The organism is Limosilactobacillus fermentum (genome assembly GCF_013394085.1).
In the GTDB taxonomy this organism is placed as follows: Bacteria; Bacillota; Bacilli; order Lactobacillales; family Lactobacillaceae; genus Limosilactobacillus; species Limosilactobacillus fermentum.
The window spans coordinates 1611189-1637952 of the sequence record NZ_CP040910.1; the positions used below are offsets into that span (position 1 = coordinate 1611189).

General features: G+C 50.2%; 29 protein-coding genes, 5 tRNA genes, 4 pseudogenes and 2 riboswitches. Of the genes and pseudogenes, 7 read left to right on the forward strand and 31 right to left on the reverse strand.

What is annotated here, in order from left to right; all coding sequences use genetic code 11:
* Positions 1–14: 14 nt before the first annotated feature.
* Both FG166_RS08145 and adhP read right to left on the reverse strand, forming a co-directional pair.
* Positions 15–485 (reverse strand): CtsR family transcriptional regulator, encoded by a 471-nt coding sequence (locus FG166_RS08145; RefSeq protein ID WP_003681550.1) that lies wholly within the window; start codon positions 483–485, stop codon positions 15–17.
* Positions 486–624: 139 nt separating this feature from the next.
* Positions 625–1644, reverse strand: coding sequence for an alcohol dehydrogenase AdhP (gene adhP, locus FG166_RS08150; protein ID WP_004562952.1), 1020 nt, complete (start codon positions 1642–1644; stop codon positions 625–627).
* A gap of 286 nt (positions 1645–1930) precedes the next feature.
* Here adhP and FG166_RS08155 point away from each other — a divergent pair, with 286 nt between their 5' ends.
* The gene (locus FG166_RS08155; RefSeq protein WP_003681545.1) at positions 1931–2647 is read left to right on the forward strand and encodes a B3/B4 domain-containing protein; all 717 of its coding nucleotides are present in this window, start codon (positions 1931–1933) and stop codon (positions 2645–2647) included.
* Positions 2648–2708: 61 nt separating this feature from the next.
* Here FG166_RS08155 and FG166_RS08160 read toward each other — a convergent pair whose 3' ends face one another.
* The 4 genes and pseudogenes from FG166_RS08160 to tnpA (FG166_RS08175) form a co-directional block, all read right to left on the reverse strand.
* Complete coding sequence (locus tag FG166_RS08160; RefSeq protein ID WP_003681543.1) at positions 2709–3374, reverse strand: 2'-5' RNA ligase family protein; 666 nt, start codon at positions 3372–3374, stop codon at positions 2709–2711.
* Between the two features lie 32 nt (positions 3375–3406).
* A pseudogene (locus tag FG166_RS09705) lies at positions 3407–3727 on the reverse strand (DapH/DapD/GlmU-related protein); the annotation flags it as partial.
* Between the two features lie 114 nt (positions 3728–3841).
* A complete protein-coding gene (locus FG166_RS08170) occupies positions 3842–5005 on the reverse strand; it encodes an RNA-guided endonuclease TnpB family protein (protein WP_003684331.1) in 1164 nt (387 codons plus the stop codon).
* Positions 5002–5439 carry an IS200/IS605 family transposase gene (gene tnpA, locus FG166_RS08175; RefSeq protein WP_015638546.1) on the reverse strand — a complete coding sequence of 146 codons (438 nt, stop codon included), beginning with the start codon at positions 5437–5439 and terminating at the stop codon, positions 5002–5004. The genes FG166_RS08170 and tnpA (FG166_RS08175) overlap by 4 nt, the downstream gene beginning before the upstream one ends.
* A gap of 90 nt (positions 5440–5529) precedes the next feature.
* On the opposite strand from tnpA (FG166_RS08175), the gene FG166_RS08180 reads away from it, so the two are divergent.
* A complete protein-coding gene (locus FG166_RS08180; RefSeq protein WP_175402314.1) occupies positions 5530–5955 on the forward strand; it encodes a MerR family transcriptional regulator in 426 nt (141 codons plus the stop codon).
* On the opposite strand, the gene thiW is transcribed toward FG166_RS08180, so the two are convergent.
* The 3 genes from thiW to FG166_RS09680 are packed head-to-tail and all read right to left on the reverse strand — an operon-like array spanning position 5952 to position 6952.
* The gene (gene thiW, locus FG166_RS08185) at positions 5952–6455 is read right to left on the reverse strand and encodes an energy coupling factor transporter S component ThiW (protein ID WP_003681538.1); all 504 of its coding nucleotides are present in this window, start codon (positions 6453–6455) and stop codon (positions 5952–5954) included. The two genes, FG166_RS08180 and thiW, sit on opposite strands and share 4 nt — an antisense overlap.
* 18 nt (positions 6456–6473) lie before the next feature.
* Positions 6474–6731, reverse strand: coding sequence for an ABC transporter permease (locus FG166_RS09675; RefSeq protein ID WP_240839931.1), 258 nt, complete (start codon positions 6729–6731; stop codon positions 6474–6476).
* Positions 6732–6736: 5 nt separating this feature from the next.
* Positions 6737–6952: an ECF transporter S component gene (locus FG166_RS09680; protein WP_003681533.1), complete on the reverse strand. Its 216-nt coding sequence runs from the start codon at positions 6950–6952 to the stop codon at positions 6737–6739.
* 63 nt (positions 6953–7015) lie between these two features.
* Positions 7016–7108, reverse strand: a riboswitch (TPP riboswitch).
* 190 nt (positions 7109–7298) lie between these two features.
* Here FG166_RS09680 and FG166_RS08195 point away from each other — a divergent pair.
* Positions 7299–8129, forward strand: a complete 831-nt coding sequence (locus tag FG166_RS08195; protein WP_004562945.1) for an undecaprenyl-diphosphate phosphatase — start codon at positions 7299–7301, stop codon at positions 8127–8129.
* A 58-nt stretch (positions 8130–8187) separates the two neighbouring features.
* Here the strand turns inward: FG166_RS08195 and FG166_RS08205 are convergent.
* The 9 genes and pseudogenes from FG166_RS08205 to FG166_RS08250 form a co-directional block, all read right to left on the reverse strand.
* Positions 8188–8951 (reverse strand): annotated as a pseudogene (locus FG166_RS08205) (SDR family oxidoreductase).
* 137 nt (positions 8952–9088) lie between these two features.
* Positions 9089–9162 (reverse strand) — tRNA-Pro (locus tag FG166_RS08215).
* A 5-nt stretch (positions 9163–9167) separates the two neighbouring features.
* Positions 9168–9241 (reverse strand) — tRNA-Arg (locus FG166_RS08220).
* Between the two features lie 9 nt (positions 9242–9250).
* A tRNA-Gly gene (locus FG166_RS08225) sits at positions 9251–9322 on the reverse strand.
* 108 nt (positions 9323–9430) lie between these two features.
* Positions 9431–9513: transfer RNA gene (locus FG166_RS08230), tRNA-Leu, on the reverse strand.
* A gap of 51 nt (positions 9514–9564) precedes the next feature.
* Positions 9565–9637: transfer RNA gene (locus FG166_RS08235), tRNA-Val, on the reverse strand.
* Between the two features lie 53 nt (positions 9638–9690).
* Positions 9691–10332, reverse strand: a complete 642-nt coding sequence (locus FG166_RS08240) for a deoxynucleoside kinase (protein WP_003681522.1) — start codon at positions 10330–10332, stop codon at positions 9691–9693.
* A gap of 130 nt (positions 10333–10462) precedes the next feature.
* Entirely contained in the window at positions 10463–11953 is a 1491-nt protein-coding gene (locus tag FG166_RS08245) for an amino acid permease (RefSeq protein ID WP_003681521.1), read from the reverse strand.
* A gap of 89 nt (positions 11954–12042) precedes the next feature.
* A riboswitch (Lysine riboswitch) is annotated at positions 12043–12213 on the reverse strand.
* A 49-nt stretch (positions 12214–12262) separates the two neighbouring features.
* The gene (locus FG166_RS08250) at positions 12263–12730 is read right to left on the reverse strand and encodes a GNAT family N-acetyltransferase (protein WP_003681519.1); all 468 of its coding nucleotides are present in this window, start codon (positions 12728–12730) and stop codon (positions 12263–12265) included.
* Between the two features lie 44 nt (positions 12731–12774).
* Between FG166_RS08250 and FG166_RS08255 the strand changes: the two genes are divergently transcribed.
* Positions 12775–13584 carry a lp_1002 family arylesterase gene (locus FG166_RS08255; RefSeq protein ID WP_012391608.1) on the forward strand — a complete coding sequence of 270 codons (810 nt, stop codon included), beginning with the start codon at positions 12775–12777 and terminating at the stop codon, positions 13582–13584.
* Positions 13585–13802: 218 nt separating this feature from the next.
* Here FG166_RS08255 and FG166_RS08260 read toward each other — a convergent pair whose 3' ends face one another.
* From FG166_RS08260 to FG166_RS08280, 5 genes are all read right to left on the reverse strand, one after another.
* Positions 13803–14471 (reverse strand): phosphatase PAP2 family protein, encoded by a 669-nt coding sequence (locus FG166_RS08260; RefSeq protein WP_003681514.1) that lies wholly within the window; start codon positions 14469–14471, stop codon positions 13803–13805.
* Positions 14472–14525: 54 nt separating this feature from the next.
* Positions 14526–15014: a threonine/serine exporter family protein gene (locus tag FG166_RS08265; RefSeq protein ID WP_003681512.1), complete on the reverse strand. Its 489-nt coding sequence runs from the start codon at positions 15012–15014 to the stop codon at positions 14526–14528.
* A gap of 9 nt (positions 15015–15023) precedes the next feature.
* The gene (locus tag FG166_RS08270) at positions 15024–15773 is read right to left on the reverse strand and encodes a threonine/serine exporter family protein (RefSeq protein WP_003681510.1); all 750 of its coding nucleotides are present in this window, start codon (positions 15771–15773) and stop codon (positions 15024–15026) included.
* A gap of 171 nt (positions 15774–15944) precedes the next feature.
* Positions 15945–16145 carry a cold-shock protein gene (locus FG166_RS08275; protein WP_003681509.1) on the reverse strand — a complete coding sequence of 67 codons (201 nt, stop codon included), beginning with the start codon at positions 16143–16145 and terminating at the stop codon, positions 15945–15947.
* A gap of 148 nt (positions 16146–16293) precedes the next feature.
* Positions 16294–16953 carry a metal-dependent transcriptional regulator gene (locus FG166_RS08280; protein ID WP_035430714.1) on the reverse strand — a complete coding sequence of 220 codons (660 nt, stop codon included), beginning with the start codon at positions 16951–16953 and terminating at the stop codon, positions 16294–16296.
* Positions 16954–17105: 152 nt separating this feature from the next.
* Here FG166_RS08280 and FG166_RS08285 point away from each other — a divergent pair, with 152 nt between their 5' ends.
* Complete coding sequence (locus FG166_RS08285) at positions 17106–18011, forward strand: cation diffusion facilitator family transporter (RefSeq protein ID WP_003681504.1); 906 nt, start codon at positions 17106–17108, stop codon at positions 18009–18011.
* A 154-nt stretch (positions 18012–18165) separates the two neighbouring features.
* Here the strand turns inward: FG166_RS08285 and FG166_RS08290 are convergent.
* Together FG166_RS08290 and tnpA (FG166_RS08295) are read right to left on the reverse strand one after the other, a co-directional pair.
* Positions 18166–18453: pseudogene (locus tag FG166_RS08290) on the reverse strand (VIT1/CCC1 transporter family protein); the annotation flags it as partial.
* Positions 18454–18502: 49 nt separating this feature from the next.
* Entirely contained in the window at positions 18503–18955 is a 453-nt protein-coding gene (tnpA, locus tag FG166_RS08295; protein WP_003684311.1) for an IS200/IS605 family transposase, read from the reverse strand.
* Positions 18956–19033: 78 nt separating this feature from the next.
* Between tnpA (FG166_RS08295) and FG166_RS08300 the strand changes: the two genes are divergently transcribed.
* Positions 19034–20284 carry an RNA-guided endonuclease InsQ/TnpB family protein gene (locus FG166_RS08300; protein WP_003684310.1) on the forward strand — a complete coding sequence of 417 codons (1251 nt, stop codon included), beginning with the start codon at positions 19034–19036 and terminating at the stop codon, positions 20282–20284.
* Between the two features lie 174 nt (positions 20285–20458).
* Here the strand turns inward: FG166_RS08300 and FG166_RS08305 are convergent.
* The 3 genes and pseudogenes from FG166_RS08305 to FG166_RS08315 form a co-directional block, all read right to left on the reverse strand.
* Positions 20459–20866, reverse strand: a pseudogene (locus FG166_RS08305) (VIT1/CCC1 transporter family protein); the annotation flags it as partial.
* Positions 20867–20883: 17 nt separating this feature from the next.
* The gene (locus tag FG166_RS08310) at positions 20884–21567 is read right to left on the reverse strand and encodes a VIT1/CCC1 transporter family protein (RefSeq protein WP_003681498.1); all 684 of its coding nucleotides are present in this window, start codon (positions 21565–21567) and stop codon (positions 20884–20886) included.
* 148 nt (positions 21568–21715) lie between these two features.
* Positions 21716–22192 carry a universal stress protein gene (locus tag FG166_RS08315; protein ID WP_003681496.1) on the reverse strand — a complete coding sequence of 159 codons (477 nt, stop codon included), beginning with the start codon at positions 22190–22192 and terminating at the stop codon, positions 21716–21718.
* A 205-nt stretch (positions 22193–22397) separates the two neighbouring features.
* On the opposite strand from FG166_RS08315, the gene FG166_RS08320 reads away from it, so the two are divergent.
* The gene (locus FG166_RS08320; RefSeq protein ID WP_003681491.1) at positions 22398–22832 is read left to right on the forward strand and encodes a GNAT family N-acetyltransferase; all 435 of its coding nucleotides are present in this window, start codon (positions 22398–22400) and stop codon (positions 22830–22832) included.
* Positions 22833–22880: 48 nt separating this feature from the next.
* Here FG166_RS08320 and FG166_RS08325 read toward each other — a convergent pair whose 3' ends face one another.
* From FG166_RS08325 to FG166_RS08335, 3 genes are all read right to left on the reverse strand, one after another.
* Entirely contained in the window at positions 22881–24095 is a 1215-nt protein-coding gene (locus tag FG166_RS08325) for a CPBP family intramembrane glutamic endopeptidase (protein ID WP_035430711.1), read from the reverse strand.
* 170 nt (positions 24096–24265) lie between these two features.
* Positions 24266–26098 (reverse strand): ribonuclease J1, encoded by a 1833-nt coding sequence (gene rnjA / locus FG166_RS08330; protein WP_004562921.1) that lies wholly within the window; start codon positions 26096–26098, stop codon positions 24266–24268.
* 271 nt (positions 26099–26369) lie between these two features.
* Positions 26370–26711 (reverse strand): hypothetical protein, encoded by a 342-nt coding sequence (locus tag FG166_RS08335; RefSeq protein WP_003681484.1) that lies wholly within the window; start codon positions 26709–26711, stop codon positions 26370–26372.
* Between the last annotated feature and the right edge of the window lie 53 nt (positions 26712–26764).

Genomic DNA, 26764 nt, shown 5'->3' on the forward strand with positions numbered 1-26764 from the left:
AGCTCGCTTTCTGGTTAGCTTTCATAGCGTAACCGATTCAAGAGTGACATAAGGATCTGAGCCCGCAGGCCGTTTTCCTCCCCCCGGGTTCCATGGGGAGCCAAGGTTGACTTAGCGGTGGCCGCTAGCATGAGATCCCCTTCCCGACGGCTAATCAACTTCTCCTTGTACAGAGTCTGGATGATGGCAAAGGCGTCACGTTCATTAATGGCCGCCCCGACCACATCCATCATCATCTCAATCACGTCGACGTTATCAAGTAGGCTGACCCGCTCAATGCGGATGTAGCCACCACCGCCCCGCTTGCTACGAACTAGGTAGCCATTTTTAGGGGTGAAGCGGGTTTTAATCACGTAATTAATCTGTGAGGGAACCACATCGAAGTGGTTGGCAATTTCTGCGCGCCGAATTTCAATTTGAGCGGAGTTACCGAGGATTTGCTTTAAGTAATCCTCAATCACGTCCGAGATACTTTTTTCTTCCAAGAGTGTTCACCTCATCCCTGACTAATTTTGACCTTAATTATACCATTCTTTTGGTTGAGAAACCCCCACAAAGCTCTTTAGATATAAAAAAGGGCCTCCCCGCAGGGCGACCTTTTTTAACTTAAGTTAGCAAACAAGCTTATTCGTGAACGAAGTCAACCACGTTCCGACCAACGACCTTATTGTCCTTTAATTCTTGGATCATGTCGTTGATTTCATCCAACTTCCGCGTCTTAACGATCGGCTTAACCTTTCCTTCAGCCCCAAATTGGAAGCATTCAGCCAGGTCTTGACGAGTCCCAACCAAGGAACCAGCCACGATAATCCCGTCTAGCACCGTCTTAGCGATGTTTAATTGCATGTCACCTTGTGGTAAGGCAACGGCAACCAACTTCCCGTCTGGGCGCAGGGAGTCAACGGCTTGGTCAAAGGCGGAAGCGTTAACGGCCGTAACAACGGCAGCGTGAACCCCACCAACCTTTTCTTGGATTTGCTTGTCAACGTCACCATCATGACGGTTGATCAAGACTTCAGCACCGTTTTCCTTGGCAGCTTGAAGCTTGTCTTCGTTCCCGTCAACGGCAACCACGTGAGCACCAAAGACGTTGTGAGCAAATTGGATCCCCAAGTTCCCGAGACCACCGGCACCAACGATTGATACCCATTGGCCTGGCTTGATGCCAGCAACCTTGAGGGCCTTGTACATGGTAACCCCGGCACAAGTCAGCGAAGTAGCTTCGACTGGGTCCAGGCCTTCCGGAACCTTAACTGCGTAATCAGCAGGAACGATACATTGTTGTGCCATGGCCCCATCGGCGGTGTAACCGGCGTTGATGACTTCGCGACAGAAGGTTTCCCGACCAGTTAAGCAGTATTCACAGTGGCCACAGCCCTTGAAGAACCAAGCGATCGAAACCCGGTCGCCCACCTTCAGGGAGGTAACACCAGGAGCAACCTTGCTTACGCGGCCAACACCTTCGTGACCGATAATCGTGCCTGGCTTTTCTCCAAAGTCGCCGGCTGCGACGTGTAAGTCAGTGTGGCAAAGGCCACAGTATTCAACGTCAACGAGGGCTTCACCCGGCTTGAGGTCGCGAAGTTGGACATCTTTGACCGTAACAAATCCATCTACGGGATCATTAATAACAGCTGCCTTCATAAAGTCTATCTCCTTTGCTAATTCCGTATAACTTTTCATTTACGGCTCTCATTTTATCAAAAAAGATGTGACTTTTAAAGGTGAAATTTAGCACAGGATTGAAAATTAAGTTTTTATTCATAATAAATTAATAATGTAAATGCCCAGGCAAAAAGGATTTAATCAATGTAAGCGCTTTTAGACTTTATTTCACAAAGCGTCTAATAATACAAACTTGCAACCATGTCGTTGGACCGGCTACAATGGATAAATAAATGCATTCAAGCTTTTTAGGAGGTCTGTTTTTATGAAGAAAGTAATCATCGATCCGGGCTTTTGGGAGCTATTTCCAGAAGCACAAATTAACATCATGACGATCAAGGGGTTTGATAACCACGACACCCCCGAAACCCACCAGCAACGGGCCGATCTGTTAGCCCAAGCGGTCAAGGAATCCGCTAAGTTCACCGCCGCCGACCCGTTCCGTGACAACCCGGTCATCGCGCAGTGGCGGGATGCGTACTCCCAATTCAAGAAGCGTAAGGGTGCCCGCGCATCCATCGAAGCCCTGTTGAAGCGGGCGAACCAAGGCCACGTTTTTGAACCAACCATCCCTTTGGTTGACCTTTACAACAGCGTTTCCCTGAGCTACGGGGTTCCGGTTGGGATTGAAGACCTTGATAAGATCGAAGGCGATCTCCACTTGGGACTTGCTAAGGGTGGCGAAGGCTTCTTCCCGTTGGGGGCTGAAGAAGACGACCCGGCCCGCGAAGGCGAAGTTATCTACTACGACAACGGCGGGGCCGTTTGCCGCTCACTCAACTGGCGGGAAGCGGAACGGACCATGCTGACCGAGACCACGACTAACGGGGTAGCGGTAATGGAATCCGTTAACGCCGAACAAGCCGTCCGGGCAACCGAAGCAATGGCCGAACTGAGTAAACTGGTGGCCGACTTCTTTAAGGTTACCCCCAGCGAACAGTTCATTTTAACTAAGGATCACCCCGAAGTGACGGTGGATTAAAGCAAGTAGCTGGCAAATTAAAAACCGACCAGTTCGCGATTTTGCGAACTGGCCGGTTTTTTTATAGGCTTAGTTTTGCCAACACCCGTTTTCGGCTGTTGTACCAATCGTGAACCACTAGTTCCACCTGGTCGACCACCAGCGTCCCAAAGTTGAGGTTCGCTAAAGTTGCCAAGGTAGCGAGGTCCTGGTGCGGATCAATCAGGGGCGCTTGTTGGCGGGCGACGGTCACGTGAGCAGTCGTCTGCTGGTAGCGCTCCTTTAATTGAAGCTTGTGCACCCCTAAGTGGTGGCGGACCGCTTGGCGCAAGTCCGCTAGCCCCGGTTGGTAAAAGCCAGCCGCCATGACCGCGCTGCCGCTCGCAACCAGCCCCCGGAAGGCCACTTCAAAGGGGTGCCCCCCTTCCACCACTAACTTGACGGCGGAAACGTAGGCAGCCTCTTCTTCTGGAGTCAGGGCAAAGTCTGGCGTCGCCCGGATCAAATCAATCACGGTTACGTGCATGTCTTGAGCAGGATAGTAGTATTGCCCGGGCTCAACCTCACGCAACTTCCCCAGGGCGAAACTAATGTTACGGCTAACGTGAGCCGGCAGGGTAAAGATTAGGCTTAACCCCCGCCGGCGATCGGCTGCCCGGTCACTTAACCAGGGATCAATGTCGCCCCCCGCCAGCAATAGTTCCGTGCCCCGTTGATTAATTGCTTGGTACTTAGCAGTTAGGTCCATTTTAGGCACTCCTTTTTGGATCTATGATACCACTATTCTGGAAGCTCTTTGATCACCCGGGCCGGCACCCCGGCCACAATTGTGTTAGCGGGGACGTCTTTAGTTACCACCGCACCCGCGGCCACCACCACGTTATCACCAATCGTCACCCCCGGCAAGATCGTTGCTTTCCCGCCGATCCAAACGTCGTTGCCGATCGTCACCGGTAAGGCCGTGGCGTGATAATGGCGGCGCCCCTCTTTATCAAGGGGATGGTTAACCGTATAGATATCAACGTTGGGGCCAATCATCACGTGGTCGCCAATCGTCACCTTGGCAATGTCTAAGATCGTTAGGTTGTAGTTAGTCGTGAACTACTCGGCCATAAATGACCGAGCTTCTGGGAACACGAAGTAGTATTTAGGATGTTGCTTCTGTATTCAGAATACCTAACTTACAGAACTCCGTTCTTTTACCACGGCTAGTCCCTAGCCAACGGCTTTTAATCCTCTATGGAGTATATTAACTGCCGCATTAATATCTCGATCGTGATGAGTACCACATTTAGGACAAGTCCATTCTCTAATTTCAAGTGGTTTCTTCCCACTATGGTAACCACACGTGCTACAGATCTGACTGGTGTAATTAGGATTAACAGTAATTAACTGTTTACCGTACCAATCACACTTGTATTCCAGCATGGTTCTAAATTGGTACCAACTGGCATTCGCAATAGCTTTAGCTAAATGGTGATTCTTTTGTAGATTCTTGGCTTTCAAATCTTCAATGACAATCACATCGTATTTTTTAACTAAGGCTGTTGTTAGTTTGTGTAAGTAATCTTGACGTTGGTTCGCTATCCGTTGTTGGTAGCGAGCCTTTTGTTTTTGAGCCCGTTGCCAATTCTGATAATCATTGAGATCCATTTTTACGTCTTTATGATTATGGTTCCATTGGCGAACAGCTACGGTTGCTTGATATTTTCGGCGACTATACTTGCTTTGCCACTTTGTGGCTTGCTTTTCCAACCACTTAGCATTGAAAGTACCAAACTTTTCACCGTCAGAACTAATCGCTAAGTCAGCGATCCCAACATCCAGGCCAACGGTCTTGCCTGTTTTTGGCAATGCTTCTGGAGCAACAGTCTCGACCTGCAAAGATAAGTAGTAGCGACCAGTTGGACCATAGCTGACGGTATAACGCTTAATTTTGCCATTTACAGCTTGAGAGGTCTTACTAGTTCGAATGCTTCCTAACTTAGGTAGCTTCATTCTTCTCTTGGCAATCACTGTGCAGACCGACCGACCAGTATATGACTGTTTGGCGGCGTGCCTGCTTTTAAAGCGTGGATAGCCACCACGATGTTTAAACAGCATCTTAAAAGCTTGGACTAGATTATGGTTCACCACAAGGAAACTAGTCGCATCGCTGTCTTTAAGATAGGGATATTCTTGTTTCAACTGTTTAAGCAAGTAATTCATTCCATATTCATTTACAAAATGACTGCTAGGATTGTTTTGATAGCGTTGCTTAGCCATATCTAGCATGAGATTCCACACTCTACGGTCATTGCCGAACATTTGCCATAGTTGAGCTTGTTGTTGCTTGTTAGGGTACAAGCGTAGCTTGACCCCTTTAATTAATTTGGTCATTCTAATTTCACCTCCTTTTTGCGTTGATCATCAATATACTTGGCTACTGCTTGTTCATTAACGCTCCCAATGCTTTCAACATAATAACTTGGTGACCATAGGTGACGACCTTGCTTTTTCCAGTAGCTAGTTTGTAGTTCTGGACATTCTCGGAAGAGGTGCCGTGCAGAAATGCCTTTAAGCCAGCGCATGATGTTAGTTACAGACAGTTTTGGCGGAGCGCTCACTAGTAAGTGGATATGGTCATCTTTACCAATCTCCATATGAGCAATCGTAAATCCATATTTTGAAGCTATATCATATAATGATTGCTTCAAGACTTCTTCTACGTGTCCTTTCAACACTTTATTACGATATTTAGTTCCCCAAATTAAATGATAATTAAGATTGTAGACTGACGTTCTACCATATGTAATTCTTTTTGTATCTTTCATACCAATAATTATATTACATTACGGTTCGATCATGTGCCCTAAGGGCACAAAAAAAGGCAATTCATCACGTCCTTAAAAGAACGTGTTTCCTTGCCCGCTTTCAAAAACGGCCTCCTCCCCTTTGTCAAACGGGACCAGAATGGGCGCCGGGCCTTCATGGATAACGACTTTAACTTCTTGAAGGTCATTAACTGCCTCAAGAAGAGTGGTGTCCCGGTTAAAGACATCGCGGGCTTTATCAACTTATGTATGCAAGGGGATCAAACCCTTGCCGAACGCTACGATTACCTAGACCAAGAAGAAACGGTCATCGAAGCTAAGGTGGCCGAATTGCAAGAACAACTCGATTTCTTGCGCTTCAAAAAGTGGTACTACAAAACGTCTCTACAGGCCGGGACCGAAGCCGTCCACTTTATGGAGGGGACCAACGTCGTCCAACCAGACATTCACGAACAGTACCTAAAACTTAAGCAGCAAACCCCGCCGGACCAGTTCCGTCAGTTAATCGACCTTTAGCCCCGCTCTATTTCCCAGGAAATGACTGGCCATAGCGCCCGTACCAAGACGTAGGCCAGTGCGGCGCCAACGACCGCACTAGCCGAAAAGCTTGGGATAAATAACATTAAACCACCCTTACCGAATAAAAGCATTGCCAGCGGGACCGCCACTAGGGCGCCCACCAAGCCGGTTCCGACCACCTCCCCGAGGACGGCCAGGACCGGTTTTTTGAACTTCTGGTATAACCAACCGGCCAAGAAGGCGCCGATCATGCTACCCGGGAAAGCAAAGACCGTCCCGGTTCCCAGCAGGTTCCGTAGGATTGAAGTTGCCAAGGCTTGACCAAGTGCCCACCAGGGACCCAGGATGATCCCACTCAAGACGTTGACCAGGCTTTGGACCGGTGCGCACTTAGCGATCCCGATCGGAAAGGAAAAGAGACTCCCCCCGTAGGTAGCAATGGCGACAAACAGGGCGGTCAACACCAACTTTTTAATCTGCGTTTGCTTTGGCTCCATTAGTTGCTCCCCCTTTAGTTAGGCTGGTTGAATGGCGTGCGCCCTGACCAAGAGGCGGACAACGTAGTGGACTAAGACGGCCCCAAACAAAAGGTCGGAAACGAGCCGGGTGCAAAACAGGGCGAGAATCATCGGTAGAGCTAAGTGAATGTAACCCTGCTTAAAGATTTCGTAGGCAAAGGACACCACCGTGACCCAAAAGGCCGATGAAATCAGCGCCGGCCAGCCCCAGTTCTTGTAGCGCAGGGTTAAAAAGCCCAGTTCACTCCCGGCCACGGCGGCTAACACCTCCCAATCACGGCCGTCCCCGGGAGCCGGAGAATGGCAATTGCTAGTGGTCCGGCCATGATCCAAAGGCCAAATAAGACCTCGTTGGCAAAGGGACCGATCACGAGGTAAAGCGGGGCGTAAATGACGTCTGTTCCGACAAAGAGCGCCCCAAATATTAGGGCGATCAACATGATGAAGATAATGTCTTTGAGTGTGAGATGCTTCATGGTTTTCACTCCAAAAAAAGCCCTTCTGTCCGGGGGCAGAAGAGCTGGAATGGCGGGGAAATTCCGTTGATTCAACTATCTTCCTCCGCTAGTATTAACTAGATCAGGTTCAATGGGTATTTCTCAGCTAAATCAATAGCACCCCAGACAGATTCTGATATTTACGTTACCCTAAGTCAACCACACTTCCGCCCAAAAGAAAAGGGGCAGTTTGAATTACCGGGGACCAAAATTTACAAGAACTTTACCAAAGACTGACCATAGCTCCTCTTCCCCTTGCTATAATGGTAGCTGAATAAATTTGCGGAGCCCCTTTAAAGTAGTCGGGGCGCAAGGAGGATATGCTGTGCTTGAAATACTGAAAGCCGTGATCTTAGGAATCGTTGAAGGAATCACCGAATTTTTACCGATCAGTTCGACCGGTCACCTGGTCCTTGTCGATGAGTTTATTAAGCTCAACGAACCCAAGAAGTTTATCGACATGTTCAACGTCGTGATCCAACTTGGGGCCATCATGGCGGTGGTGGTCTTGTACTTCCACAAACTCAACCCCTGGTCACCGAAAAAGTCCCGCTTGGAACGGTCCCAAACCTGGACCCTGTGGAAAAAGGTGATCATCGCCGTGATTCCTTCGGTGATCATCGGCTTACCGCTCAACGACTGGATGGACGCCCACCTCATGAACTGGCTGGTGGTTTCGATCGCCCTGATCGTTTACGGGGTCTTGTTCATCGTAATCGAAAACCACAACCAAAACCTACGGCCCCGCTTTGACAGCCTCAACACCCTACCTTACAAGGTGGCCATTCTGATCGGGTGCTTCCAGATCCTCTCCTTGATCCCCGGAACGTCGCGGTCGGGAGCTACGATCCTAGGGGCGATCCTCATTGGGACTTCACGCTACGTGGCCGCCGAATTCTCCTTCTTCTTGGCGATCCCGACCATGTTCGGGGCCTCCCTGTTGAAGTTGTACAAGTTCTTCGCCCACGGCGGGACCCTGGCCGGCAACCAAGGCCTCATCTTGGCCGTTGGGGTGATCGTTTCCTTCGTGGTGGCCTACGCCTCGATCCGTTTCTTGTTAAATTACATCAAGACCAAGGACTTCAAGGCCTTTGGGTGGTACCGGATCATCCTCGGGGTGATCGTGATTGCCTACTTCGCCCTGTTAGCCCACTAATCCGTTAACTGCATCAAAAAGACCGGCTGTGATTACCAGCCGGTCTTTTTTGATGCAGTTAGTTAACCGTCCAACCCCCATCGGCCTTGACGATGTCGCCGTTGATAAAACTTGCTTCGTCTGAGGCCAAGAAGAGGGCTAAGTTGGCAATTTGTCCCGGTTGACCAATTGGGGTCTCACCAGTGGCCTGCAGGGCTTGCATCCCCAGTGGGTCCGGTGCTGTAATCGTGGTTTGGATGTTGGTAGCCACCCCACCTGGCGCAATGGCGTTGGCCCGCACCTTACCAAAACGTCCGTACGTCCCGGCGATGTTTTTAGTCAACCCCACCAAAGCGTGTTTAGCCATGGTGTAAGCCGCCCCACCCCGGGTCCCGAAGAGGCCACCGACTGAGGCGTTATTAATGATGACCCCGCCGGTTTCTTGTTTTCCATCACCTGAATGGCCGCCCGACATAGCTTAACGGGGCCAGTCAAGTTAATGGCCATTACCCGCTCATATTCTGCGTCGGTTAGGTTCCCGACTGGGGTGAAATTATCCATGATCCCCGCGTTGTTGACCAAGATGTCCAATTGGCCAAAGGTCTGGGTGGCAAAGTCAATCACCCCGTCAACGTCTTCTTGCTTCACAACGTTGGTCACCTTAGCAGCGGCTTAGCCACCCGCCTGTTCAATCGCTTGCTTAACTTCTTCGATCCCTTGGGCGTTGATGTCTGCTAAGAACACCTTGGCCCCTTCCTTAGCAAAGAGTTGGCTGATCGCCTTCCCCATTCCGGAACCAGCCCCGGTTACAATAGCGACCTTACCCGTTAAACGTCCCGTCATAATGGCACCATCCTTTCGTTTTCAATTACTGTAAGCGTTACCGCTATTATAATCATGACGTTTTGGGTTAACCACTAATTTCAACACAAAAAGACGCCGCTGAGGATAACCTCAACGGCGCCTTTTGGGAATAACGATCGGGAATACAGGATTCGAACCTGCGACCTCTTCGTCCCGAACGAAGCGCTCTACCAAGCTGAGCTAATTCCCGAGGTATGCACCCAGAAGGAGTCGAACCTTCAACCTTCTGATTCGTAGTCAGACACTCTATCCAATTGCGCTATGGGTGCGTAAGAAAAAGCGGAAGACGGGATTCGAACCCGCGACCCCCACCATGGCAAGGTGATGTTCTACCACTGAACTACTTCCGCAATTTTCGGGGTGATTGGCAATTACTTGCCTTTCAACGTTTATATATGTTACTCTTCTAGACCAACTTTGTCAATTACTTTTTTAAAATAATTAAGTTGGTTGGTCAATGCGGATAAGAGGACTCGAACCTCCACGTCATAAAGACACAAGAACCTAAATCTTGCGCGTCTGCCAGTTCCGCCATATCCGCATGACAAACGTCGAAAATAAAAGGACGATCCCCTCGGACGCCCTAATAAAATGGAGGATACAGGGCTCGAACCTGTGACCCTCTGCTTGTAAGGCAGACGCTCTCCCAACTGAGCTAATCCTCCATGTTAACTGACAACTTCTATAGTATAGGCGATGTCAGTCAAACTGTCAATCATTACTTTAAATTTAATGCAGAAAGTTTTGAATCGATTTGTTCCAAGACGACCTTGGCCGCCTGCGGATCCGCCACAAAGTCGTACTGGTCGCCATCGATCATCATCTTCGGGCTCTTATCGTATGCCTCGTACCAGGATTGGTAACGCTGGTTGAGCGTCTTGTAGTACTGGTAGAGGCTCGGGTCGTTTTCGATTTGTTCAAAGGACCGCCCGCGTTGCTTGATCCGGTTGAGCATCGTTTCAAAGGAGACCCGGATGTGGATCAAAAGGTTGGGCGCCTTTTGGTGGGCCTGATCTGGTAACTCTTCCATCATGTTCCCCAACAAGGAGGTGTAGATATCAGCTTCCGTGTGGGTAGCCCGTCCCAAGTCAGCGTTCATCTTAAACATCAGGGCGTCTTCAAAGATTGACCGGTCCAACACGTTCAAATCGTTATCAAAGGAATCCTTGATTTCGTCTAGGCGCCTGTTTAAAAAGTAAATCTGCAACAAGAACCCGTACTTTTGCGGGTCTTTGTAAAAGAGGGGCAAGATCGGGTTGTCATCGACCGATTCAAAAAACGGCTTACTTCCCAGGTGGTCGGCGAGCATCTGCGTCAGGCTCGTCTTCCCCGCCCCAATCGTTCCGGCTAATACAATCATCCGTTAAACCTCACTTATTCGTTCCGTTTCAAAAGACACAAGGACTATTCTAACACCCCCGCGGTCATTTTTGAAAAGAAAAAACCAAGGGTGGTTGAAAATACAACGCCCCTTGGTTTTCGGTCTTAACTTACTTATCTTCGGTTGGCTCGTAGCTTTCCCCCTTGGTCGACCGGGAAAGATCGGCGTCAGTCGGCTTAATCATCTTAGAGCCGTAACGAAGCTTGTAGTACAGGTACAAAACAATGTAGATCGGCACCGCCATGTAAGTGATGGCAATGTTGGACCAATCCAACTTGGCAAAGGCACTCAGGTTCTGGGCCACGATTACGACGATACATAATACGAAGGCGAAAATAGGACCAAACGGGAACCACTTAGCGTGATACTTGAGTTCGGACAGTTGGTGTCCCTGGGCCAAGAAGGCCTTCCGGAAGCAGTAGTGTGAAATAGCGATCCCCAACCAGGCGATAAACCCACAGAGCCCGGAAGCACTGATTAAGTAGTTGTAGGCGTTAGGGCCAATGAATTGGGTTGCCCACACCAGGATGCCGACCACCGTCGTCCCTAACAGACCGTAAATCGGAATCCCGTGCTTGTTAACGTAACCAAACATCTTCCAAGCGTAACCTTCCCGGGCCTGGGAGTACAGCATCCGCGTTGATGCGTACATCCAGGAGTTGGCCGAAGAAAGGACGGCCACCAGGATGACGGCGTTCATAACCGACGCAGCGGCGGCTAAACCGGCCCGCTTAAAGATCAGGGTAAACGGTGAGGTCACGATGTCTTGCACGTCAGACGACAGCAGGTGCGGATCGGTGTACGGTAAGATACAAGCAATCACGAAGATCGTCAAAATGTAGAACAAGAGGATCCGCCAGAAGGTGGACTTGATCGCTTCTGGAACCGCCTTTTCCGGGTTTTCCGATTCCCCGGCGGTGATCCCGATCATTTCGGTCCCCTGAAAGGAGAATCCAGCCACCAAGAAGACGGTGATTATGCCGGGTACCCCGTTAACAAACGGCGCCTTCTTGTAGGTAAAGTTAGTCAAATCGGTTGGTCCTTGGCCGCCCATGATCCCGAGGATCACTAAGACCCCCACGATGATAAAGATGATAACGGTGACCACCTTGATCAAGGCTAACCAGAATTCCGTTTCCCCGTAAGAACGAACCGACAGGTAATTAATAATGAAGATCAAGATAAAGGCGACCCCGGAAAAGACCCAGGCCGGTACGTGGGGAAGCCAGAAGTTCATCACTAACCCGACCGTGGTGATTTCCACCGGCACCGTGATAGCGGCGTTAAACCAGTAGTTCCACCCGAGGGCAAACCCGGTTGCCGGCGAGACGAACTTACTTGCGTAGGCGGCAAAGGACCCGGTCAGCGGGATGTAAGTCGCCATTTCAGCCAAACTGGTCATCAAGAAGTAGACCATTACCCCCATGACCGCGTAGGCAATCAGGGCGCCCCCTGGTCCGGCCGTGGTAATTGCCGACCCGGATGCGATGAAAAGCCCGGTCCCAATTGATCCCCCGAGCGCGATCATTGTTAAGTGGCGCGTCTTTAGCGTCCGTTCAATGTGGCCGCCTTGTGTGCCAGATGATTGTTGCTCATCCATGATTTTTCCTCCTATATGGCTAAAGAGGTGGGGCAAAATTAAGGGGCCCCCTAGCAAGTGCTAGAAGACCCAACTCATGATTTGAATTAGTATCTGGAAGCACTCCGCAAACTGCGACAGTCCGTGGCCTCTTAAGCCACGTCCCAACAAAGGTAACAGCAAAATTACCGATGTTTCGGCACGACACCCTTTCAAACGGGCTGGGGCATTTGCTTGCCTAACCCGCCATACTGATGAGTCGTGCGACCTCTTCTTGTGTGATAAACATAAGTATTTTATAACGGGGATTGGGGGATGGCAACCCCTTTTCTAAGAAAGTTCTAAGCACCAGTTAACGACCGCCTCATTTTCAGCCGTCCTTATAAATCCATTTCTAGCCAAGACCGTTGCCGAAGCGTAATTATCGCCCCGAGTTTGCGCCTCAACCCGTTTCGTTTGCCCCCCGGCCCGTAAGTTAGAAATTAATATTTGCAGCGCCCTAGTCATCAGCCCTTGGCCCTGCCAGGGTCTCAAGATCAAGTAGCCCACTTCACGAACCCCTTTTTCAATCACGAAACTAGTCGCTAAGCCAACCCGACTATCACCTAGGGTAATTACCCAGAAGTCACCCGACTGGCGCCACATGGCAAAGGCCCATTGGCGGGCACTTGGATTATCACTTAGGGTAAGACCCACCTCTTTGACTAGCTGGGGGTCGGAAAAACATTGGTTAACAAAGCCCATGTCCGCTTCGGTCACCAAGCGGATGTCTAACTGTTTTTGTGGATCTGCTTGCACTATAATTACCCCATAGATTTATGATTACAGAAAGGAAGTTTGTTATGGAAATTAAAACACTTTCACTGACCAACGGCAAGCAAACAACCCAAGCGAGCCTGACCGCTTACCTGCAGACCCCCACCCCCAAGGCCCCCGTTCAAGCATTCCCGGCCCTGATCTTTGTCCCGGGCGGGTCAATGACCCACATCCCAGAAGAAGAATCGGAAAAAACGGCCCTGACCTTTGCTGCCTTAGGCTACCAGGTCTTCATCCTGCGCTACAGCTTTGTCGGCGAGGCCACGCCCCTCTACCCCGCCCCGCTCCTTGATTTGGCCCAGGCTGTGAGCTTGGTTCACCATCACGAAGATTCTTGGCACCTGAACGGCAAGGTTGCCGTAATGGGTTTTTCCGCCGGGGGTCAAGTAGTGGCACTCTACAACGACTACTGGCAATCAACATGGTTAGGGGAAGAGAGTGGTTTAACAGAGGCCGAGCGTCACTTCGACGCCGCCGTCCTCGGCTACCCGGTTATTGACCTCGACCTGGGCTTTCCAGACGAAGCCACCCTTACCAAGTGGACCGACGACCCGGCCAAATATAACGCTAGTCACCACGTCAACCAAGCAAACCGCCCCACCTTCACTTGGGCTACGGTTACCGACCCCTTGATTACGGTGCAAAACTCCCTTAATTACGTCCAAGCCCTGCAACGGGAAAACATTTCCCAGGAAATCCACCTCTTTGACGGCGGTCCCCACGCCATGGACGTGGCAACCGATCTGGTTGGACCCACGGTAGAACCTCACAAACCCCACGTTCACCACTGGGTCACCCTTGCCGATGAGTGGCTCACCCAAACACTCTCCCTATAACGGCGGAAAATTAAACAAGGGGTGGGTGAGAAATAACATCCGCTGTGGGTCGTACGTAAAATTGGCCGAACGTTTGATGCGGCACACACCATTCTGCGGCCTGCTTAGTCACTAGGCCTGTGGTTATTCCCCACATTTTCTATCTAACATTCGTGAATACAGTAAGAGGCTGTGAGAAATGCGCTTTTCTCACAGCCTCTTGTTGTTTTTTCGCATGTTTAATACCAAGAGTTATGGGTCATCTTCCACCGCCGCAGCCGTGGGGCGTACCAAACGTACACCCCTTCGGAAAATTGTAGCCAGGCGTAAGCCAACAGCATGGCGCCAAAGGTGTCAGATGGGTAGTGGGCCTGCAAGTATACCCGTGAGATTGCCACGAGGACCACCGCAAAGATCAACACCAGTTGAATAATTACCCGGGTGGCCCCACTCCGAATCAACGGTACCACGACCAGGCTAATGATCGCCGCAATCAAGAAGAAGCCCAAAACGTGACCACTCGGGAAGGAGTAGCCGGTGTCAGACACCGGGTGTTGGGCCGGGCGGTCTCGCTTAATAACGTGTTTGACGATGGTCCCTAAAACGTCACCCCCAAATAGGGTCAAGAGGGCCCAGACCGCGGGAATTTTACCCTTAAAGCCCCAGAGGAAAAAGGCAATAATTAAGCCCCAGAGGATATCCATTTTCGGGCTAGCCAAAAAGGCGGTCAACACCATTAGGGTGTGGACAAAACCGGTCGTCTTGCTAGAGGTAAAGAGGGCCTGGCAGACCGTGTCTACCGTTGTGATCAGCATCGAATTCTTGTAAATCATCGCAGCCACCACCAAAAAAATGACGGTTGTCACGATCAAGCGCATGGGACGCTTGCGATCTCGTTCAATTAGCATTTTAATAAATCTCCATTTGCAAAGTATGTGCTGAGTATACCACGTTGTCGAATCTCAATCACGTTTTTTCCAGCCCTTGAGTTGGCTAAAGGGCCGGGCCTCTTTGCGGTGGCGACCGTACAAAGCGGTGTTGATTAGGTCACCGAGCCCAAAGCCCAGGGTAATCGCCCCGGCAATCACGACCACCTGATAAAGGTAGGATAAGGACAGCCCGTAATCGCCCAAAACAAAGTAACGCACCACCTTGTACGCCTGGCCACCGGGCACAAAGGGGACCAGGGCCGGAACGTTATACAAAATCATTGGCTGGTGCTGAACCTTGGCCGCCATCATCGCGAGAATCCCGATTAAAATCGCGGCGCTCAAGTTTGAAAGGGCTAAGCCAACGTGCAGGTGAAAGTACATTACCACGTAAATCACCCAGGTCGCCCCCCCGATTACGCCCCCAGCTAAGTAAGCGCGCCGGGGGACGTTAAGTAAAATGGCAAAGCAAATCGTAGCCACAAAGGCAAAAACAAAGTGGAGCAAGAGTCGTTCAATCATGGCCACCCCCTATAAGTACCGCAAGACAAGGACAATTGCACACCCAATGGAAGCCGCCGTCAGAACGGCTTCCAGTGCCCGGGCGATCCCAGAAATTACGTTACCAGACACAATATCGCGCGCCGCATTGGTAATTGGCACCCCGGGTACCAGAGACATGATGGCACCAATGATGATGTCGTCCACCCGGTGGGCAAAGCCAAGGTGGACCGCCGTGCTGGCTAGGGCCCCAATCACTAAGGCCGTGCAAAATTCCCCCAGGTAACGAACCTTGAAGGTACTAACCAACCACAGGTAGACCCAGTAGGAAAAGCCGCCGACCAAAAAGGCCACCAGCGTATCCTTGGTATCGCCCGTAAAGACAACCATCAAGACACAACTCATCACCGCTGCTGCTAAGCACTGTAACAAGGCCGGCTGCTTAGTGGAAATTTGATCGACGAGGCTTAGGCGCTGGTAGGCCGCCCGCAAGTCAATCTTACGGTCGGCAAAATCCCGCGAAATGGCGTTGACCTGGGCAATCCTAGTTAAGTCGTTGCGGCGGATCCGGACGTCAACTACCTGGGCGTTGGAGCGGTGATTCGATGAGGCAACGACCCCGGTCACCGTAGTAAAGGCTTGAAACGACTGCAGACCGGCGTTGGCCGCGATTCGGTACATCGTGTCATTAACCCGCTCCATGTTTGACCCGTTTTCAATTAGGATCTGCCCCGCCAGTAGGCAGGTACTGATTGCCAGGTCGGTTTCTTCTTGTGTCATGGCTAGCCACCCCCTTATTCGATAGCAACATTATGCAAGGGCGCCGTCATGATTGACAAGCCTTTTCGGACAAAAACTTATCATCAATCAAGCCAACGAGGGATTCCCCGGCTTTCCAAGCAAACAAAAAACGGGCGGCGACATAAGTCACCACCCGCTTTTTAAAAATGATTACGACTTAGAAACGTTGGCTGCTTGGAGCCCACGGTCGCCGTTTTCAACGTCGAACGTTACCGATTGACCTTCTTCTAAAGTCTTGAAGCCGTCGCCTTGGATGGCGGAGAAGTGAACGAACACGTCGTCACCAGCTTCGCGGGAAATAAACCCGTAACCCTTTTCGTCATTAAACCACTTAATAGTTCCTTGTTCCATGGATGAATCCTCCTGTTAAAACAAATGTATCAAACTTGGTAATTCTACCTGAGCAAACTGGGAGATTCCTTCAATGAAACAATTTACCACTTCGTACCCGAGTCAAACTACATTTATAAGTATAGCATGCGCCCCACTATAAAGCTACTTATTTATCTTTCGGCGCAATAAATACGTTGTGCGCCGCCTTGTAAGAGATGTTGAGCGTTTGACCATCCGTTAGTCGCTCAACCACGACCGGCCCCTCAAAGGGTTCGTGCTTAACAATCTTAATGTGATCGCGCAACCGTAAGCCAATCTCACTAAGGTAGGTCAAAAGGTCGTGATTATCCAAGAAGCGCTCAATGATTACCTCTTCGCCATCTTCCCCCTCCGCCAGTAAGCGGTGGCTAATATTGGTGAAGCGGCCGTTGGCACTAGGGATCACGCCCCCATGCGGGCAGTAGGCCGGGTGCCCCAAGAAATCATCCAAGGCGGTTGCCAAGTGGTCGCTGGTCTTGTGCTCCAAGATCTCGGCCTCGGGGTGGACGTCAGTCATGTTATAGTGAAGCTTATCAACTAAGAAGGTTTCCCACAGGCGGTGCTTACGAACCAATTCAGCTGCGTAGCGTCCCCCTTTTTCGGTTAGAGCGATGCCAGCGTAAGGTTCATGCTCTACGAGTCCTTCATCGGCCAACTTGGTGATCATTTCGGTCACGGACCCGGCGGCGATTCCTAGCCCCAGGGAAATTTCCTTATTGGAAACCTTTTTGCGGCCCCCTCCTAGCTCAAAGATAATTTTCAAATAATCTTCTTTCATTGGCGTCATTGTATCGCCTCAAACCTTCTTTCTTTTTGTTCGGATCACTTTGTCCCGGTTGAATCCAGAATGATTATAGCATATCATTAATTTAACGATTTGGATAACCTAAACTTTTGTTTTTAAAGAATTAATTTTTCCTGTACCAAGGGGGGAGACCAATGCATAACAACCGGGTGAGTGGCGGCCGTTTTCTAGCCGTCACCATCTTAAACGTCGCCATTACCATTGTTGAAATCATCGGGGGGCTCTTATCCGGGAGCCTCGCCCTACTTTCCGACGCCTTTCATAACCTTGGTGACTCACTTTCAATTGTGCTGGGCTACTTTGCCCAATCAATTGCCGGACGACCGGAAAACCACCGGCGCACCTATGGTTACCGGCGGGCGGAAATTCTAGCCGCCATGCTAAACGCCCTCTTTTTAATCGTGGTGTCCGTCTTTTTAATCATTGAGGCCATTAAACACCTCCACCATCCCGAACACGTTAACGGACCAATCATGCTCACCGTTGCCATTGTCGGTTTACTGGCCAACCTGATCTCGGCCGGCCTCTTACAAGGAGGGAGTCACCACAGCCTAAACGTCAGAGCTACCTACTTACACGTCTTATCTGATGCCCTATCTTCGGTCGCCGTGATCCTCGGCGGGCTAGTTCTAACCTTCGTCAACCTCCCCTGGTTGGACCCGGTTTTAACGATCGCCGTTGCCCTTTACATTGGCTATGAAGCCATCCCCATCATTCGCCAGACTTTGAGCATTCTAATGCAATCGGCCCCCCGCCTCGACTACGACCAAATCAAACAGGACCTGCTCGGAATTGACGGGGTCGTCAACGTCCACCACGTCCACGCCTGGTCGATCGATGAACACCGGATCATCTTTTCTGCCCACTTGAATTGCCAAGACATGCTCTTGAGCCAGGTTGAAGAAGTCTACCACCAGGCCGAACAAATCCTCGAAACCAAGTACGGCATTTGCCACGTCACCATTCAAGCCGAGTGCTTACGGGGTCAAGACGAGGAGCTCTTCGACACCCCACCGGACCGTCAAAGCATTTGCGAATAATATGCGCTTCGTATAACGTTTAAAATTATAAAAGTGAGGCAGGGAGAAAAACGGATTTCTCCCTGCCTCTTACTGTATATCAGAATGTTAGAGAGAAAGCGTGGCCAACAACTATGGGCCTAGTCATCCGACCTGCAGCTAATTGCCACTCTCTTTAAAATAACCGTCCAACGCCGTAGTGAATGGTGATCGTGATTAAACCAATCACGATGTTTCTAATTACGGCGACCTTAACCAACCCATCCCCCAACTTCGAGAAAATGTAACCGGTCAAAGCAGACGATAAGATCACTGCTAAGATTGTCGCGTACCACTTCAAGCCCGCCGGGGCCAAAATCATCGCCATTAGAGGTAAGATCCCCCCTAGAGCAGCCGCAAATAGCGAGGCAAAGGCGGCGTCCCACGGGTTGAGGTAGTGGCCAAGTTCAATATCATATTTAATAAATATTGGCCGGAAATCCCGTGACTTTAGTCATGGGATGGATAGGCTTCTACTTACGTCCTTTAGGGCGTTTTTTTATTTCATTGTACTTTTGATTATTGATATATTGCTCAACGACCTCCTTGCTCATATTCCCTAAAGTACTCATGTAATAGCTAGGGGACCAGAGGTGGCCACCCCAATACTGCGACTGGCGGATTTCCGGGTGTCGCTTGAGGAAAATGAAGGCACTGCGTCCTTTGAGGGCTTTGATAGCGCTAGTTGGTGCTTTACTAGGTGGAAAACTAATCAACACATGGACGTGGTCAGGCATTACTTCCATGTGCTCAATCACGATTTCGTTATCTGCCGCAACCGTTGTAAGGATTTCTTTCATTTCATTCACTAACACTTCACTAGTAAAAGTTGGATTACGATACTTGGTTACCCAAATCAAATGGTAGTGAAAGTTATAAATATAACGCCGTGTATAAATGGCATCTTCGATTTTGTCCTTCGACATGATTGCCACGCTCCTTAATTATTATTGTCATTGACATGTGGTATAATAACACTATATCAGTGAAGGAGGTGAAAATAAATGAAGTCAATGGCGCAGATGAAATATCATTACGGACTCAAGGTGCGGATTTATCCAAGCGACAGGCAAAAGAAAATTATCAAGATCAATAGTGATGCTAGTCGATTCATCTATAACGAAATGGTCGCTATTAACAAGGAACTTTGGCGGCTAAAACAGGTTAAACTCCCGATTGATACCATTCAGAACCGGATTGAGCAACTGGAGCTTCGCCAAAGCGCTAAACAAATGTCTAATCATTTCCAGTTCTTAGAAGATAAAAGGATCGATAGCTTGACTAAAGCCAATGCCATTCAAAACTACCATAAAGCTTGGAATGCTTTTCGCAAAGTTCATACCGCAGGTGTGCCTAAGTTTCACCGGAAAAGTTACGTTTGGCGTTATCAAACTAACTGCCAGTATTTGAAACAGAAGGCAGCATACTTAACTAACGGAACTGTACATTTTGAAGATAGTAAGCATGTTATAGTGCCTAAATTAGGTCGGCTCCGTGTTAAAGGTTCCCATCAACGAGTCTTAGCTCGCAGTGCTGAAACCCGTATTGGAACGGTAACCATCGTAAAGGACGCTAGCGGTCGTTTCTTTCTCTCAATGCAGTTAGCGTCGGATACTCCCTTTGTCAATTGGCCGCAAAATACAGGCAAGCAGATTGGGATTGATCTTAATACTGAAAACTTCTTAACTACTAGTAATGGCGATACTGTGGCTAATCCACGCTATTACCGCATAATTAAGGGTCGCTTAGCCAAAGCACAGCGCATCTTATCGCGACGGGCTCGTCGGGCCAAACAAGAACATCGACCATTACGGACTAGTAAGAACTACCAAAAGCAACGCTTGTTGGTGGCTAAATTACACGCCCAAGTCTTTGAACGTCGACGTGACTTTCTCCACAATGTCTCGACTACACTAATCAAGAACCACGATTTCGTAGCCGCAGAGGAATTGCGGAGTAAAAATATGCTGAAGAATCATGCTTTAGCGATGAGTATTGCGGACGTAGGTTGGCGGACTTTCTTAGGAATGTTGGCTTATAAAGCAGAACTCTACCATCGCCAATTCCTTACGGTGAATCCTAAGAATACTACGCAGGCTTGCCATGAATGTGGTTTTGTGATGGGCACAGCAGGGACCGAAAAACTCACACTTGCAGACCGAGAATGGACATGCCCAAAGTGCCATGCTCACCACGTTCGTGACCATAACGCTGCGCAGAATATTCTAACTAAAGGAATTATTAAATTAGCCTAATTTGGCTCGTCCCTATGGCAACCTGGGGACGCTAAAGGCATTGGTAATTGCCGTGTAAGACGAAACGGTTCGTAGAACTGTTCGCAGTGGTGTATCTATGCAAATTGTGATTCAAACACTCATCAGAAGGGTGCTTGCTCACAAGCCACTGACTTTAGTCAGTGGTGGTTGACCTCGCACAATTGTTTTCAAGGGCGCCTTGGCCATCAAATCCTCAGCGATTGACTGGGCCGTTTTTTCACTGAGCCCCTTTTCTTGGTAGTAGGCCCGCACGGCGCTCACTTCCCCGTCCCAGTCCGTTTTCAACAGGCCTTCTTCTTTGGCAACGGCGGCCCGTTCGGTATCCTTTTGGGTGGAGACGGAGGCGTACTCACCGGAGGCCATTGAAAAGGCACAGGCCAAAAGGTCCGATAATCCCGCAATTAAGATCGTGAATTGATCGGTGGTGGCCGCAGCCACGGATACCAAGACCCCGACTACGGTCAAAATTCCGTCGTTAGAGCCTAAGACACCGGCCCGCAAGGTATTCAGGCGCTCTTCCATCGTTTGCTTATGGAGGTTTTTAACCTTAACTTTTTGCATTTTAATCCCCCTTTAGCTTAACGGGCAAAGAGCTGCCCAATGACGAAGGTTACCGCCATCGTTAATAGGCCGGCCACTACGTTACGAACCACCGACTTTCCGCGTTCAGCGTCCCCCAACACCGCTGCCGCGTACCCGGTGATGCATAGGGCGATCAAAACGGCAACCACGGTGGCCCAAATCCGGGTGGCCGCCGGAGTAATCATCACCGCCACCATTGGCAGGATCGATCCAAGCGGAAACGAGATCATAGAAGCGATCGCCGCCGCATAAGGGCTGGTGAATTCATGGGGGTTAAAGCCATGGCGTTCCAGGACAACCGTCCCTAACGCATCTTTAGCCATCAACTCGTTGGTCGCCTGGGTGGCTAGCGCGGGGTCAATCCCCTGATCCAGGTACTTTTGCTTCACGAAGTCATACTCGCTTTGGTAGTCTTCGTCTAGGCGTTCCTTTTCTTCAATCAGGGCCATTCGTTGCGAGTCCTTTTGGGTAGAAACCGAAACGTATTCCCCCATTGCCATTGAGATCGTCCCGGCCAGGGCCCCCGATAAACCGGCAATTAAAATTGCATAACTATTGCTAGTGGCCGCTGCCACCCCAATGACGATCCCCGCCACCGAAATAATGCCATCGTTGGCGCCCATCACGCTAGCCCGCAAAATGTTAATCCGCCGCGCTAACGATGTTTTTTTCTTCGCCATTACGCCACCCCTTCTTCTTTTACTTTAGAACCATTATAATATAACTGAATATAAAAGCAAGTGGTTTATCAAATTTATAGTTTAAAATTTAGAATAGTTCTAAAAAACGGACACACCTTAATTGGCGTTGTCCGTCTCGGGCGGGATGCTATTGATAATCCCGGATCTCTTCCGTGCGAATCACAAAAACTGAGGTTCCGGCGTGCTTAGTCATGTAAGAAGCTTGGGAGCCCACCACCTTGCGATTTCCCGGCTTACTAATCGAGCCTACAATCAGCAAGTCCGGTTGGAACTCTGGAATGACGTGGTTACAAATCCGTTCAGCGGGACGGTCCCCCTCGTCTACGATCGCCGTGATCTTTTTGGGGTCAATCCCGTAATCAATGGCGGCCTGAACGTATTCATCGATCCGTTTTTCGAGGTCCTGGCGGCTGGTGTGAACGTAATCCTTGTCGAGGGCTTGGAAGACATTAACCGTGTTGGTTTCGTGAATGGATACAATCCCTAATTCACTACCGTCACGCTTGGCCTTCCCCACGGCGTAGGCAAAAGCTGCCCGGGCATCGGGTGCGTCATCGACCCCGACGAGAATCTTATGGAACGTTTTTGGCTTAATTTCAAACATGAAATTTCTCCTCTCTTTCGGGGGCCGGCAACCCGGATCGTCCCCCTAATTGTGTTCATAAATTAGTATTGCACTATTAGCACCGATTGTAAATCAGATTTTTTAGCCTTCCCTAATTTTATTTTCTAACCCTAGAAATTCATCCCATTGTCGCAGCCCTGATCCGTGCTATACTTAGTCAATCATCTTTTTAGGGGGACCTTCGATGCTGTTTGATAAGACATTTTCGCAATTAACCACCACTGAACTCTTTCAAATTTACCGGCTCCGGGCGGCCGTCTTCATCGTGGCCCAGTCCCGGGTCGTCCAAGACCCCGACGACGTCGACCTCATCGCTCGCCATATTTTCATCAAGGACGGAGACGCAATCGTCGCATACGCCCGGGTGTACCCTGCGGACGGCGGCGTTTCCTTTGGGCGGGTCGTCACCGCGGCCAGCCATCGCGGCCAAGGACTGGGCCGGGAATTAATGGATGGCGTAATGGACTGCATCCGGAAATATTTCCCGGGAAATCCCATCCATATCCACGCCCAAGAACAGGTAGAACGTTTCTACCACCAGTGGGGCTTCCAAAGCGAAGGGGCGCCGTTTATTCTCGCCCAAACCCCACACGTTAAAATGACCCACCCCGCCATATAAACAAACCTCCACCCCGACCATCAACTTAGTCAGGGTGGAGGTTTTTAATTAGAAGCGAAAATCAAGGCGGTAGCCAAAGCTTTGGTCACTCCCCATCAAGCGTTGGGCGTGCCGTTCTAGCACCGTCCGCCGCTTACCGTGCATCATCCACACCGTTAGAAGGATGAAGAAGACCAGTTCCACTAACGTCAACACCCAGCTAGAGGTGGTTGGCGTTCCAGTTAAGGGGGTAACCCCCCCAGTTCCATCAGCCGCAAAGGCTAGCCAATCAAATAAAAAGTGCATCAAAATCGTTAACCAAAGCTGGCCGGTGTACAAAAAGACCACCAGGTAAAAAAGGCCAAATCCCACGGCCCCCGTGATCTGCAGGACGGTATCTGCTAAGGGTTGACCAGCCGCGTTCAAGAGGTGGGCGAACCCAAACAGTAGCGCCGAAACGGCCAAGGGGCCACCAAGGGGCCAGCGGGTGTTTTTTAAGGCCACCAAAAGGACCGCCAAGATAACAAAGCGGCAAAGGGTTTCTTCCCCAATTCCGGCACACAGGGCCACCAAAAAGTTACTGCTACTAGTTAGGCCCTGGCGCAGGGTCGTTAGGCTAACCCCACCTATGTTAACTCCGGTCACGACCAGGTCCACGGCCACCAGGAAGGCGAAGGTCAGCCAGCTCCAGCCCCAACCAAATTTAGGCAGGAGGCCAGGCCAAGCCAGCTCCCAGGCCCGCATGAGGGTAGTAGCGGTGATTAAAAAGGCCAACGCCCCCACCACGTGAGAGCTAACGATGGTTTGCATGATCGGCGGCCCAGCGAACTTCACCGGTAGGGAAATTGTCATTCCTAAAATAATCAACAAGAACCAGTAAAAGCTGTAGCAAAGCCGGGAAAGCCCCCACTTAAAGGCACCCCCAATTTCGCTAGCAAGGGGGGCGAACATGATCAGATAGTAGATTAGGGCCAAAACGACGACGCCCCGGGCCGGAAGCTGGAGCCGAACGATAATTTGGCGGGTCACCGTTCCCCAGACCATGAGCAAGGCCAGGGGCTGAAAGATGGCTTGTAGCCAACGGTTGGTGGCCGCTAGCCATGTAGGGACCGCCGGCAGGGAGGCAACGATTAGCCCAATTGCCGTAATTACGCCTAAAAAAATCATCAGGTAGCCCTGATGGATGCCAACGTACATTTCCCACCCACTAATAACGAGCAGGAAAAAGAGTGCGGCGACCAATTGGGTCTCATACCAGATGTGCAGGTAATCTCTTCCTGACATCTTATTACCTCCAATCAAACTTTCATTTCCTATAACTATGATGGTAACAAAGTCCCGGGTCAAGCAAAAGGGAAAAGCAAAATTTTAATGTTCGCACAATCAAAAAGGGCCCTGCCAAGTTCGTTAACCGAACCTACCGGAACCCTAATTGCTTACGAAACCTGATTTAACTATTCGGTGACCGTAGCCGTTTCCTTCGCAGCCGTTTTCTTGGCGTTCGGACGACACTTACGGTTGTTACGCCGGGTTGCCCCGGATCCTTCCTTACCATCTTCGGCTTGGTTTTTCTTTGGTGCCCGTTCCTGAGCATCGGCGTTTAGGATCGTCACCATCGGAATAATGACTGGGCGCCGGCCGGTCCGGTCGTACAAGAGCCGTTGCAAACGTAAGACGATCATCCGGTTAATGGCCCGGCGATCAACCCGCTTGTGGTTCTTGAAGGTGTTTAGGATCGCCCAGAAGACTTCGTGATTGGCCGCCTTGATCAGTTCCTGGGATTCGTGCATGTAAACAAAGCCCCGGGAAACAATATCTGGCCCCGCCACGATCTGGTAGTCCTTTAAGTCGACCACGGCCACCGCCGTTACAACCCCTTCTTCGGAGAGCATCCGCCGTTCGCGAATTTCCGGATCACCAACTGAATCGCTGACGTCGCGTCCGTCAATGTAAACGTCCCCCATCGATTCGATGTGGTCGGCTAAGCGACAGGTGTCCTTGGTCAAGGCCAGAACGTCCCCGTTTTCCAGGATGAAGGTGTTTTCCTTTGGCACCCCGGTCAATTGGGCCAGCTTAGTGTGGATCTTTTGCATCCGGTATTCACCGTGGACCGGGGCGAAGAACTTCGGCTTCATCAAGCGCAGCATTAGTTCTTCGTCAATTTGGCCCCCGTGCCCGGACGTGTGGATGTTGTTAACGTAACCATGGATAACGGTAGCGCCGCTTTCTTCCAACTTGTTAATCAGGGCGTTGACCGAAGTCGTGTTCCCCGGAATTGGGTTGGAGGAGAAGACCACCGTATCTTCAGGTTGGATCGTGATCTGACGGTGGGTCCCGTTAGCGATCCGTGACAGGGCGGCCATCGGTTCCCCCTGCGAACCAGTACACATGATCATGACCTTTTCCGGTGGGTAGGAGTTTAACTCGTTGGGGTCGATCAAGGAGTCTTCCGGGATCTTTAGGTAACCCAGTGCCTGACCCGCCGCAATGGCGTTTTCCATTGACCGACCAAAAATGGCGATCTTGCGGCCCTGGCGCATGGCGGCGTCAGAGGCTTCCCGCAACCGGTAAACGTTGGAGGCAAAGGAGGCAAAGATGATCCGCCCCTTAATTCGTTCGAAGACCCGCCGAATATGGATGTCAACCCAGCGTTCGGACTTAGTGAACTCCGGCCGTTCGGCGTTGGTGGAGTCCGAGGTCAACAAGAGCACCCCTTCTTCACCCAGCTTGGCCATTTGTTGGAAGTTGGGCGCCGGCAAGTTGCCAACCGGGGTTAAATCAAACTTGAAGTCCCCGGTTTGAATGATCGTCCCTTGCGGGGTGTGAACCGCTACCCCCACCGTATCCGGAATCGAGTGGGTAGTCCGGAAGAAGGAAACCCACAGCTTCTTAAAGTGAACCTCGGAGAATTCATCAATCTCGTGCAGTTCCGTGCTCCGCAAGAGGTGCTTTTCGTCTAACTTCCCCTTAATCAACGAGGTGGCAAACGGACCGGCATAGATCGGCACGTTAACCTTTTGCAAGAAGAAGGGCAAGCCTCCAATGTGGTCTTCGTGACCGTGGGTAATGAAAATCCCTTTAATCTTTTCCTTATTTTCAACTAGGTAATCGTAATTTTGAATGACGTAATTGACCCCGAGTAGTTCGTCTTCCGGGAAGAGTACCCCACAGTCAATGATCACAATTTCATCTTGGAACTGAACACAGTACATGTTCTTCCCAATTTCCCCTAGGCCCCCGACAGCAAAGAAGGCCACTTCATTATTCTTAATTTGTAACTTACGCATAAGTACCTTTCCTTTATCTTTAGTTGCGATAACGATCGGAACTTCTGGATACACCAAAAGGAGGGCTTCTCCAGTTGTTGCCGCCCTGACGTTTTATTCAGTTTTTCGTTATTTTTTCGTCCGTAATAAACTATGAATAGTTTACCACATGCGGGGGGTGAATCATAGTTGGATCACCTGAGTAACTAAAACGGGGCCAAGAGAAAGCGAATTTCCCTCAACCCCGTTTAAATCTTTAAAGATAGTTCGGTTTTAGTCCCCTAAGCACAAATTAGTTTTCTTTAATTAGGCCGGCGTGCTTATCGGCGTACCACTGTTGCCAAGTAGTAGTGGTATGCCCCCGTTGATCATAGGTCATGTCGAGGGCCGCTAAGACCCCCCGGTAAGCCGCTACCGTCATCCGGAGGCTAACGGCGGTGTCGTGTTCAATCGTCCCCTGCCGGTTCTCACCTAAAACGTGATTAATTTCAGCCACCAAGCGGTCATCGGCCAGGGCCGCAATGATCTCCAAATCATCGTGCTTGAAGTGTGCTACGTAAAAAGGAGCAAATTCCATTACCGCCACGGTCTGTGCTTCGTCATTTAACTGATTAAATTGGTATTGTTCTGGCATTTTTTGCCTTCCTTTCACAACCAAGACAACCTGTTTCTACTATATAAATATAG

Excerpts from the sequence above, each read along its gene's own strand:
- FG166_RS08170 (WP_003684331.1), bottom strand. The coding sequence starts at position 5,005 with ATGACCAAATTAATTAAAGGGGTCAAGCTACGCTTGTACCCTAACAAG.
- FG166_RS08265 (WP_003681512.1), bottom strand. The coding sequence starts at position 15,014 with ATGATTGAACGACTCTTGCTCCACTTTGTTTTTGCCTTTGTGGCTACG.
- adhP (WP_004562952.1), bottom strand. The coding sequence starts at position 1,644 with ATGAAGGCAGCTGTTATTAATGATCCCGTAGATGGATTTGTTACGGTC.
- FG166_RS08280 (WP_035430714.1), bottom strand. The coding sequence starts at position 16,953 with ATGACGCCAATGAAAGAAGATTATTTGAAAATTATCTTTGAGCTAGGA.
- FG166_RS09680 (WP_003681533.1), bottom strand. The coding sequence starts at position 6,952 with ATGAAGCATCTCACACTCAAAGACATTATCTTCATCATGTTGATCGCC.
- FG166_RS08245 (WP_003681521.1), bottom strand. The coding sequence starts at position 11,953 with ATGGATGAGCAACAATCATCTGGCACACAAGGCGGCCACATTGAACGG.
- FG166_RS08270 (WP_003681510.1), bottom strand. The coding sequence starts at position 15,773 with ATGACACAAGAAGAAACCGACCTGGCAATCAGTACCTGCCTACTGGCG.
- FG166_RS08240 (WP_003681522.1), bottom strand. The coding sequence starts at position 10,332 with ATGATTGTATTAGCCGGAACGATTGGGGCGGGGAAGACGAGCCTGACG.
- FG166_RS08300 (WP_003684310.1), top strand. The coding sequence starts at position 19,034 with ATGAAGTCAATGGCGCAGATGAAATATCATTACGGACTCAAGGTGCGG.
- FG166_RS08315 (WP_003681496.1), bottom strand. The coding sequence starts at position 22,192 with ATGTTTGAAATTAAGCCAAAAACGTTCCATAAGATTCTCGTCGGGGTC.
- FG166_RS08310 (WP_003681498.1), bottom strand. The coding sequence starts at position 21,567 with ATGGCGAAGAAAAAAACATCGTTAGCGCGGCGGATTAACATTTTGCGG.
- FG166_RS08155 (WP_003681545.1), top strand. The coding sequence starts at position 1,931 with ATGAAGAAAGTAATCATCGATCCGGGCTTTTGGGAGCTATTTCCAGAA.
- FG166_RS08320 (WP_003681491.1), top strand. The coding sequence starts at position 22,398 with ATGCTGTTTGATAAGACATTTTCGCAATTAACCACCACTGAACTCTTT.
- FG166_RS08335 (WP_003681484.1), bottom strand. The coding sequence starts at position 26,711 with ATGCCAGAACAATACCAATTTAATCAGTTAAATGACGAAGCACAGACC.
- FG166_RS08255 (WP_012391608.1), top strand. The coding sequence starts at position 12,775 with ATGGAAATTAAAACACTTTCACTGACCAACGGCAAGCAAACAACCCAA.
- tnpA (WP_003684311.1), bottom strand. The coding sequence starts at position 18,955 with ATGTCGAAGGACAAAATCGAAGATGCCATTTATACACGGCGTTATATT.
- tnpA (WP_015638546.1), bottom strand. The coding sequence starts at position 5,439 with ATGAAAGATACAAAAAGAATTACATATGGTAGAACGTCAGTCTACAAT.
- FG166_RS08325 (WP_035430711.1), bottom strand. The coding sequence starts at position 24,095 with ATGTCAGGAAGAGATTACCTGCACATCTGGTATGAGACCCAATTGGTC.
- FG166_RS08285 (WP_003681504.1), top strand. The coding sequence starts at position 17,106 with ATGCATAACAACCGGGTGAGTGGCGGCCGTTTTCTAGCCGTCACCATC.
- rnjA (WP_004562921.1), bottom strand. The coding sequence starts at position 26,098 with ATGCGTAAGTTACAAATTAAGAATAATGAAGTGGCCTTCTTTGCTGTC.
- thiW (WP_003681538.1), bottom strand. The coding sequence starts at position 6,455 with ATGGAGCCAAAGCAAACGCAGATTAAAAAGTTGGTGTTGACCGCCCTG.
- FG166_RS08260 (WP_003681514.1), bottom strand. The coding sequence starts at position 14,471 with ATGCTAATTGAACGAGATCGCAAGCGTCCCATGCGCTTGATCGTGACA.
- FG166_RS08275 (WP_003681509.1), bottom strand. The coding sequence starts at position 16,145 with ATGGAACAAGGAACTATTAAGTGGTTTAATGACGAAAAGGGTTACGGG.
- FG166_RS08160 (WP_003681543.1), bottom strand. The coding sequence starts at position 3,374 with ATGGACCTAACTGCTAAGTACCAAGCAATTAATCAACGGGGCACGGAA.